This window comes from Variovorax multivorans, assembly GCF_051216835.1.
Taxonomy (GTDB): Bacteria; Pseudomonadota; Gammaproteobacteria; order Burkholderiales; family Burkholderiaceae_C; genus Variovorax.
This window is the reverse complement of record NZ_JBPJZL010000019.1, coordinates 115,343-123,604: the sequence shown is the minus strand read 5'-3', so window position 1 is coordinate 123,604 and position 8,262 is coordinate 115,343. Positions and strand designations below refer to the sequence as shown.

Sequence of the window (8,262 nt, the reverse complement as noted above, 5' to 3'; positions counted from 1 at the left end):
CGAGTGTCTCGAGGTTGCCTGCGTAGGTCAGCTTGTCGAGGTTCACGACCGGCTCGTCGCCGTTGGCGATCCAGTCGAGTACGAAATTGGCGCCAATGAAGCCGGCGCCGCCGGTAATCAGAATCATGGCAGGTTGAACTCACTTGTTGATTCAGATGTGTGCACACCTACAAAAAGCATGCCAAAACCGGCCTGTGCGACGGCGTGAATCGACGCGTTGAAAAGTAGTGTCAACACCGAAGTCGCAGCGAGCGAATGCGCATTCAGGTGACGCGCATCGATGCATGGCTCTACTTCCTCGAAAAAAATCTCGGCACCTCGCGCAAGACAAGAAAGCCTCGTCGCGATGCTGCTCGACGCAGCGCGATTGACCTGACAGGAGCACTCAAAAGGTGCTCCCCTGGTGCATTCCGCAGGATGCGAGTGCACGACCGACGGTGCATGCGCGCCCCCCGATCGCGATCCGTCACCTCTCGCAAAAAGTAATGCCATTCAGCGAGTCGTTTCGCATGGCTGGCTTCCTCCTGCACGCGATTCCCACAGGCGGTGGCACTACTTCCGGCGCGGCAAATTTGGCATGGTTTTTGTGTGCAAGTGAATAAGCAAGTGAATTCACTTTGCACATCCCATCCAAGGACAGACTCGCAATGCCCATACAGAGACTCCAGACCAACGCACGCATGAGCCAGGCCGTGATCGCCAATGGCTTCGTCTTTCTCGCAGGCCAGGTGGCGGGCGACACCACCGCCGACGTCGCAGGCCAGACCGCACAGATCGTCGCCAAGATCGATGCCTTGCTGAAAGAAGCAGGCAGCGACAAGACGCGCATCGTGCAGGCCACGATCTGGCTTGCCGACCACAAGACCTTCGCCGAGATGAACACGGTGTGGGATGCGTGGGTTCCGGAAGGCCACGCCCCTGCGCGTGCCTGCGTCGAATCGGCGCTGGCCTTCCCGCCCTACACGGTCGAGATCGGCGTCATCGCAGCCGTCTGACGGAGCACCCCCAATGCATACCGTGGTCCTCGGCGCCGGCGTGGCGGGTGTTGCTACCGCCTGGTATCTTGCCGCGCAGGGGCGGCAGGTGACGGTGATCGACCGCCAGCCGCTGCCTGCCGCGGAAACCAGCTATGCGAATGCGGGCATGGTGGCACCGGGACACTCCTACACATGGGCGTCGCCGCGGGCGCCGGGCATTCTCTGGCGCTCGCTGCGCGACGACAGCCAGGCGCTGCGCCTGAAGCTCAACCCCGATCCGCGCATGTGGACGTGGCTGTGGAAGTTCATGCAGAACTGCACGGCCGAGCGTTCGCGCCTGAACACCAGCCGCAAGCTGGTGCTGTGCCGCTACTCACAGAGCCTGCTGCAGCAGCTGACGACCGCGCAGGACCTGGCGTACGAACGCATCAGCCGCGGCGCGCTGTACCTGTACCGCGACGAAGCCTCGTTCGCACGCGGCAAGGCGAACATGCAGATCCTGGCCGACGGCGGCATGCGGCTGGAGCTGCTGGACGGCGACGGCGTGGTGGCGCAAGAACCCGCGCTCGCAGACGCGCGCCCGCACATCGCCGGCGCCATCTATTGCCCGAGCGACGAGAGCGGCGATGCGCGCATGTTCACGCGGGCCCTCACCGAACGCTGCCGCGCTGCGGGCGTGACCTTCGTGATGGATGCGAACATCCAGCGCATCGAGGCCGATGCCAGCCGCATCCGCGCCGTGCACACCAACCAGGGCGCCATTGCCGCCGACGACTACGTGCTGGCCATGGGCAGCTACTCGCCCATTGCCGCGCGCCCGCTCGGCTACCGGCTGCCGATCTACCCGGTCAAGGGCTACTCGGTCACCTTCCCGACCGACACGCGGCACCGCCCCCCTTCGCTGGCCGGCGTCGACGAGAACAACCTCGTGGCCTGGGCCCGTTTCGGCGACCGCCTGCGCTTCACCGCCACGGCGGAATTCAGCGGCTACGACACGCGGCATGCACCGGCGGACTTCGGCCCGATGCTGCGCGTGGCCCGGCAGCTGTTCCCCGATGGCGCGGACTACGACAAGCCCGACTTCTGGGCCGGCCTGCGTCCGATGACCCCCGAGGGCACGCCCATCCTGGGCAAGAGCCGGCACGACAACCTGTACCTCAACACCGGCCACGGCCACATGGGCTGGACCATGGCCTGCGGCACGGCACAGATCGTGACCGACATCATGAACGGCCGCACGCCGGCCATCGACATCACGGGAATGACCTTGCGATGAACCACACAGCGACCCTGGGCGAGAACTACACGATCCTGCCGTTCGAAATGGACGAAGGCGTGATGGCGCGAGCCGCCATCGGCCTGGTGGTGCTGGAGACCGACCAGACCATCGAGCACGAGTGGCGCCAGATCATGCAGCTGCCCGGCGTGGCGTACTTCGAGGCACGCCTGCCGAGCCCGGCCGACATCGGCCTGGCCTCGCTCGCGCGGATGGAGGCGCACATCACGCCGGCTACGCGGCTCATCGTGCCCGACGTGGAGCTCGACGTGGTCGCCTTCGGCTGCACCTCGGGCTCGATCGTGATCGGCGAGGACAAGGTGTTCGCACAGATTCGCGACGCACGCCCGGGCGTGGCCTGCACCACGCCGATCACTGCCGCCATGGCCGGCCTTCATGCGCTGGGCGTGCGCAGGACCGCGCTGATCACGCCCTACGTGCATTCGATCAACGAGGTGTTCAAGCAGCACATCGAGGCCGGTGGCATCGAGGTGCCGCGCATCGCGACCTTCAACCATGCCAACGACAGCGAGGTGGCGCGCATCGACCGCGCATCGCTGCGCACGGCGATTCTTGCGGCCGGCGCCGAGTCTGACGTGGATGCGGTGTTCGTCGCCTGCACCAGCCTGCGCATGGCCAACCTGACACGCGAGGTCGAGGAAGAGCTCGGCAAGCCCGTGGTCTCGAGCAACTGCGCCATGGCATGGCACGCGCTGCGCCTGGCCGGAGTGCGCGATTCCCTCCCCCGCTTCGGACGCCTGTTCGAAGTCTGACTTCTCATTTCCACGCGCCATGAATCGCAGATCCGAAGCCGTCCTGAGCACCCTGCCGCGCACCTTGCGCCGCGCCGGCATGACCGTCAACGACGTTCACAAGCGCCTGAAGGAGATGGTCATCGTCTACCGGATCAAGCCCGGCGAACGCGTGAACGAAGGCGAACTGGCGGAGGAGCTGGACGTGAGCCGCACGCCCCTGCGCGAGGCGCTGCACCGCCTGGTGGCCGAGAACATGCTCACGCTGGTGCCCAACCGCGGCTTCTACGGACGGCAACTCGAACGACAGGAGGTCTTCGATCTCTACGAGCTGCGCGGGGCCATCGAGCTGGCGTCAGTCAATCTGGCGCTGCAGCGCGCGACGCACGACGACATCGTTCAGGCGCGCGACGCATGGATCGACGTGATGCAGCACACGGCCGCGATGTCCACCTACCAGTTGCTGGAAGCGGACGAGCAGTTTCACCTGTCGATTGCCCGGCTCTCCGGCAACCGGGAGATCGCGAAGTCGCTGCAGGCCGTCAACGCCCGCATCCACTACTTCCGCTGGAGCGATCTCGAAGGCAAGAGCAAGGCCATGGAAGAAGAACACCTGGCGCTGCTCGATGCCCTGCTGCTGCGCGACGCGCCGCTGTGCCGCGACGTCATCAGCGGCCACGTGGCGCACCGCATGGAAGACATCGTCCAGTTCATCCAGCGCAGCGTGGTGCGGCTGTATGCGGGGCACGTGTAGGTGGCCCGCGCCATCGCGCCCTTTTCCGATTCTTTTCAAAACCCGGAGTACGCCGTGATCAAACAGTTTTCGTCCAGTCTTCTCGCCGCGCTGCTGCTCGGGGCCGGCTCTTCCGCCGCCCTGGCCCAGGGCACCGTCAACGTTGGCGCGGTGCTGTCCCTCACGGGTGCGAGCGCCACCATCGGCGAGGACGTGCGCCGCGGCATCATGCTGGGCGTCGACCAGGTGAATGCCAAGGGCGGCGTGCTCGGCAAGAAGTTCAACGTGCTCGTCGAGGACTCGGGCGGCAACGCGACGACGGCGCTCAACGCGGCGCGCAAGCTGGTCGGCGTGGACAAGGTGCCCGTGGTGATGGGCGAATACTCATCGAGCATCACGCTGCCCGTGGGGCAGTACCTGGTCAAGGAAGGTGTCACGCACCTCAACATCAACAGCAGCAGCATCAAGCTGAAGGACCTCGGGCCCACCTCGTTCGGGCTGCTCGGGTTGGAGAACTACGCCAACAGCTTCTCGGCCTCCGACACCTATGCGCTGGGCTACCGCAAGGTCGCCGTGATCGCGCCCAACAATGCCTACGGCCAGGGCGTGCTGCAGGGCTACAAGGAGGCCTTCGAGAAGCTGGGCGGCAAGGTCGTCACCGAGGTTCTCTATGCCGCGGGACAGTCCACCTATCGCCGCGAGCTCGAACAGATGTCGCGCAGCAGCCCGGACGCCTTCGTCTACACCGCCTACGGCCAGGAAGCCGCGGTGATCAACCGCGAAGCGCACGACCTGGGCCTGCGCAAGACGCCCTGGTACGCCATTCTCCTGAGCATGTGCGTATCGGACACGCCGCCCGAGATCGCGAACGGGCAACTCGGCATGGAGCTCGGCTCGGTGCAGGGCCCGGCGGGCAAGGCCTATGCCGAAGCCTTCGCGGCGAAATACAAGGAAGGCTTCAAGACCGCCTACACCGGCTATGGCTACGACGCCGTGCTGATGACTGCGGCTGCGATGGAGAAGGCCAAGTCGGTCGATGCGGCCGCCATCCAGACAGCCCTCAAGGAGATCGGGCAGTCGTACCCGGGCGTCACCGGCGTCATCAGCTTCGACGCCAACCGGCAGCGGCTCAACCCGCCCTACGACCGGCTCAAGTACGAAAACGGAAAGATCGCACAGCGCTGATCGGGCCGCACACCGCACAAGGCTGCTGACATGTTCCAGTTCCTGATCGACGCCCTCCTGCGCACAGCGGACCTCGCACTGGTCACGCTCGGATTGAGCATGCTCTACGGGCTGGTCAAGTTCCCGAACATCGCCCACGTGCAGTACGCGATGTTCGGGGCCTACGCGAGCTATGCGCTCCATGCCGCAGGCGCGCCGCTGATCGGCTCGCTGCTGATTGCCAGCGTGGTCACGGGCATTCTGGCGCTGGGCCTGCACCTGCTGGTCTTCCGCCGGCTGCTGCGGGCGGGACCGTCCATTTCCATGGTCGGCTCGCTGGCGGTTTCCATGCTCGCCATCGCATTGATGCAGGGCCTGGCAGGTTCGTTTCCGCGCATGTTCAAGCTCGGCCATACGGCACCGCTGACCATCGCCGGCGCCCACATCTCGTACACGCAGTTCTACTTCGTCTGCACGACGGTGGTGCTGCTGGTGCTGGTGACGCTGCTGCTGTTCTACACCCGGCTGGGCCGCGCCATGCGCGCGCTCACCAACAACGCCGCACTGGCCAATGCATCGGGGCTGAACGCGGAGCGCATCACCTTTCTCGTGAGCTTCACGAGCGGCATGGTGGCGGGCCTGGGGGGCAGCATGCTGTCGCTGTCGACGGGGGCTCACATCAACCTGGGCAACGACCTGCTGCTGCCGGTTTTCGCCGCGGCCATCCTGGGCGGCCTGGGCAACCCGATGGGCGCCATTGCAGGTGCGCTGCTCATCGCGGTGACCGAGACCGCCGTCACCAATCTCAACTTCGGCTTTCTCTTCGGCGTGGACATGAAGTTTCTGCCCGTGACCTACATCAACGCAGCCTCCTTCCTCATCCTGCTGCTGGCGCTGCTGTTCAAGCCCTACGGGCTGTTCGACCGCGAGGTGCGCCGTGTTTGACTTTCTCGTCTTCTCACTGACCGTCGCGGGCATCTACGCGCTCATGGCGCTGGGCCTGAACCTGCAGGCGGGCTATGCGGGCCTCATGAACTTCGGCCAGATCGCCTTCGCGGGACTGGGCGCCTACGCAACGGGCATCGCCTTCTCGCTCGGATGGCCACCGCTGGCGGGGGCCGCCCTCGGCGTGCTCGCGGCGATGGCGCTGGGCTGGTGCATCGCGCGCATCGGCAACAAGCTGGCCAGCGACTACTGGGGCATCGCCACGCTGGCAATCGCCGAGATCCTGCGCACCGCGGCGACCAACGAGGACTGGCTCACGGGCGGCGCCAACGGCATCAGCGCCATTCCCTCGCTCTTCGACGGCCTGGGCAGGCCATGGAGCGGACTGGCCTTCCTCGGACTGGTCGCGATCGTTGTCACGTCGTGCGCCCTCTTGTGCCGCCGGCTGGGCAATGGCCGGTTCGGCCGCGCATTGCGGCTCATGCGCGAAGAGCCGCAGCTCGCGGCCTGCATGGGCTACGACCTGCGCTCGCTCAAGTCGCGCACCCTCATGGCCGGCGCCGCCATCACGGCGCTCGGCGGCTCGCTCTATGCCCACTACATGAGCTTCGTGAGCCCCGACTACATGCTCCCCGCGGAGACCTTCCTGCTGTGGACCATGCTGATGATCGGCGGCGTCGGCAGCACGGCCGGAGTGCTCATCGGCGTGCTGCTGGTCCAGGCGGCGAACGTGCTTGCGCCCTTCGCCAGGCAGGTGCTGGGCTTCGGCTCGGACCAGGCCGGCGCGCTGCGCCTGGGCCTCATCGGGCTCATCCTGCTGGCCTGCCTGATGTGGCGCAGCGAGGGACTGGTGCCGGAAAAGATCCGGAAGATGCCATGAGCGCCATGCCGACTTCTGCCTTGCTCGACGTGAAGGCCGTCGCCAAGGCCTTCAGCGGCAATCACGTGCTGCAGGACGTGAGTTTCAACGTCGCATCCGGCGAAATCGTCGGCCTGCTCGGACCCAACGGGTCGGGCAAGAGCACGCTGCTCAACACCATCAACGGCTTCGAGACGATCGACCGGGGTGCGATCCGCCTGGCCGGCAATCGCATCGACGGGCTGCCGGTTCACCGCGTGGTCGCGGCGGGCATCGGGCGCACCTTTCAGCTACCGTCGATGCCGCGCAAGATGTCGGTGCTCGAAGTGGCCGTTGCGGCCGCCACCGCGCACCACGGCATCTGGGCCACGCTGACGCGCAGCGCAGCGGCGCGCCGCACCGAGCAGGCCGCGCTGAAGAAAGCCGGGGAGTTGCTCGACCGGCTGCTGCTGGCCCCCGTGCGCGACCTGCCGGCGGCCGCGCTGTCCGGCGGGCAGAAGAAGCTGCTTGGCATCGTGTGCGCGCTGATGGCGCAGCCCCGGCTGCTGATCCTCGACGAACCGACGGCGGGCGTGCACCCCAACCTGCGGCGCGACATCGTGCTCGCCTTGCAGGCCCTCAATGCCCAGGGCATGACGATGCTGATCGTCGAGCACGACATGCAGTTCATCCGCGAGGTCTGCACGCGCTGCGTCGTGCTGGACCGGGGGCGCATCGTCGCCGACTGCCGTCCCGACGAACTCGTGCGCAACGAGGAAGTGGTGCGCGCGTACCTCGGGCGCGCCGAGGAGCCCGAACTCGAGGAGGCGCTCCCATGATCGAGGTCAAGCAAGTCGTCGCCGGCTACACGGCCGAGGTGGACATCCTCAAGGGCATCACGCTGCACGCCGCAAGGGCGGAGATCGTGACGCTGCTCGGGCCGAACGGCTGCGGCAAGTCCACGCTGCTCAAGAGCATTGCCGGCTTCGTGCCGCCGCGCAGCGGCGCGGTGCTGCTCGAGGGCCAGGACGTTTCGAGGATGCCGGCGCACGACAAGATCCGCCGCTGCGGCCTGGGCTTCGTGCCGCAGACCGAGAACGTCTTCAGCGCGCTGACGGTGCGCGAGAACATGCTGGTCGGCGGCCACTACCTGGGCAACACGCAGTGCGAGCAGCGCATGCGCGAGCTTTGCGCGCTGTACCCGATGCTCGGGCGCAAGTTCGGCGCGCGTGCAGCTTCGCTGTCGGGCGGCGAGCGGCAGATCCTGGCGCTGGCGCGCGCGCTCATGCCGCGGCCCCACATCCTGCTGCTCGACGAACCTTCGGCCGGGCTCTCGCCCAAGATGCTGCAGGAGGTCTTCGAGGCCATCGCGGAGATCCGCCGCAAGGAGGCCGTCACGATCCTGATGGTCGAGCAGAACGCCATGGAAGCTCTGCGCATCTCGGACCGCGCCTACATCCTGTCGATGGGCACCGTCGCGCTCTCCGGTGCGGCCCGCTCGCTCATGCACGACCCGCAGGTGCGGGAACTCTATCTGGGCAGGCCGTCGCCGTGAAAAGCGCGCGCGCCAGGCATGC

Annotated in this window: 10 protein-coding genes; 9 read left to right on the top strand and 1 reads right to left on the bottom strand. The window is 66.5% G+C overall.

Annotation, left to right across the window (positions count from 1 at the left end):
* On the bottom strand, positions 1–127 hold a 127-nt coding region (locus ACSFCA_RS32700; protein ID WP_435462405.1), incomplete at its 3' end, for an NAD-dependent epimerase/dehydratase family protein.
* Positions 128–647: 520 nt separating this feature from the next.
* On the opposite strand from ACSFCA_RS32700, the gene ACSFCA_RS32695 reads away from it, so the two are divergent.
* From ACSFCA_RS32695 to ACSFCA_RS32655, 9 genes are read left to right on the top strand one after another with little or no spacing between them, the layout of a single operon-like run.
* Positions 648–995 carry a RidA family protein gene (locus tag ACSFCA_RS32695; RefSeq protein ID WP_258352813.1) on the top strand — a complete coding sequence of 116 codons (348 nt, stop codon included), beginning with the start codon at positions 648–650 and terminating at the stop codon, positions 993–995.
* Positions 996–1,008: 13 nt separating this feature from the next.
* The gene (locus ACSFCA_RS32690) at positions 1,009–2,253 is read left to right on the top strand and encodes a D-amino acid dehydrogenase (RefSeq protein ID WP_307615925.1); all 1,245 of its coding nucleotides are present in this window, start codon (positions 1,009–1,011) and stop codon (positions 2,251–2,253) included.
* A complete protein-coding gene (locus ACSFCA_RS32685; protein WP_435462339.1) occupies positions 2,250–3,026 on the top strand; it encodes a maleate cis-trans isomerase family protein in 777 nt (258 codons plus the stop codon). Before ACSFCA_RS32690 ends, ACSFCA_RS32685 begins: the two co-directional genes overlap by 4 nt.
* Before the next feature lie 19 nt (positions 3,027–3,045).
* Positions 3,046–3,759: a GntR family transcriptional regulator gene (locus tag ACSFCA_RS32680; RefSeq protein WP_258352810.1), complete on the top strand. Its 714-nt coding sequence runs from the start codon at positions 3,046–3,048 to the stop codon at positions 3,757–3,759.
* A gap of 57 nt (positions 3,760–3,816) precedes the next feature.
* Positions 3,817–4,923: an ABC transporter substrate-binding protein gene (locus ACSFCA_RS32675; protein ID WP_435462406.1), complete on the top strand. Its 1,107-nt coding sequence runs from the start codon at positions 3,817–3,819 to the stop codon at positions 4,921–4,923.
* Between the two features lie 30 nt (positions 4,924–4,953).
* Positions 4,954–5,847, top strand: coding sequence for a branched-chain amino acid ABC transporter permease (locus tag ACSFCA_RS32670; RefSeq protein WP_258352809.1), 894 nt, complete (start codon positions 4,954–4,956; stop codon positions 5,845–5,847).
* Complete coding sequence (locus ACSFCA_RS32665) at positions 5,840–6,727, top strand: branched-chain amino acid ABC transporter permease (protein WP_435462340.1); 888 nt, start codon at positions 5,840–5,842, stop codon at positions 6,725–6,727. Before ACSFCA_RS32670 ends, ACSFCA_RS32665 begins: the two co-directional genes overlap by 8 nt.
* Complete coding sequence (locus ACSFCA_RS32660) at positions 6,724–7,524, top strand: ABC transporter ATP-binding protein (protein WP_435462341.1); 801 nt, start codon at positions 6,724–6,726, stop codon at positions 7,522–7,524. Before ACSFCA_RS32665 ends, ACSFCA_RS32660 begins: the two co-directional genes overlap by 4 nt.
* Positions 7,521–8,240: an ABC transporter ATP-binding protein gene (locus tag ACSFCA_RS32655; RefSeq protein ID WP_258352806.1), complete on the top strand. Its 720-nt coding sequence runs from the start codon at positions 7,521–7,523 to the stop codon at positions 8,238–8,240. Before ACSFCA_RS32660 ends, ACSFCA_RS32655 begins: the two co-directional genes overlap by 4 nt.
* Positions 8,241–8,262 lie beyond the last annotated feature (22 nt).